We start from the raw sequence: 619 nt of genomic DNA on the forward strand, positions 1-619 counted from the left end.
CATCAAGGACGGCCAGTTCGGCAAGTGGCTGTCGAACGCCCGCGACTGGTCGATCAGCCGCAACCGCTACTGGGGCACGCCCATCCCGGTGTGGGTCTCGGACGACCCGTCGCACCCCCGCGTCGACGTGTACGGCTCGCTGGCCGAGCTGGAGGCGGACTTCGGTCGGGTGCCGACGAACGAGGCGGGCGAGCCGGACCTGCACCGGCCGTTCATCGACGAGCTGACGCGCCCGAACCCGGACGACCCGACGGGCGCCTCCACCATGCGCCGGATCCCGGACGTGCTGGACGTGTGGTTCGACTCGGGCTCCATGCCGTTCGCGCAGGTGCACTACCCGTTCGAGAACGCGGACTGGTTCGAGCACCACTACCCGGGCGACTTCATCGTCGAGTACATCGGCCAGACCCGCGGCTGGTTCTACACGCTGCACGTGCTGGCCACGGCCCTGTTCGACCGCCCGTCGTTCCGCAACGTCCTGTGCCACGGCATCGTGCTCGGCGACGACGGCCGCAAGGCCAGCAAGAGCCTGCGCAACTTCCCGGACCCCGCCGAGATGTGGGACCTGTACGGCTCCGACGCCGTGCGCTGGTTCCTCATGTCGAGCTCGATCCTGCGC

General features: G+C 69.1%; 1 protein-coding gene. It reads left to right on the forward strand.

Annotated elements, in window-relative coordinates:
• Window positions 1–619: class I tRNA ligase family protein (locus tag AC1DVP_RS21390; RefSeq protein ID WP_477185486.1), on the forward strand; the 619-nt coding region annotated here is incomplete at both ends.

It is taken from the genome of Flavobacterium sp. P3_A6, from assembly GCF_056403035.1.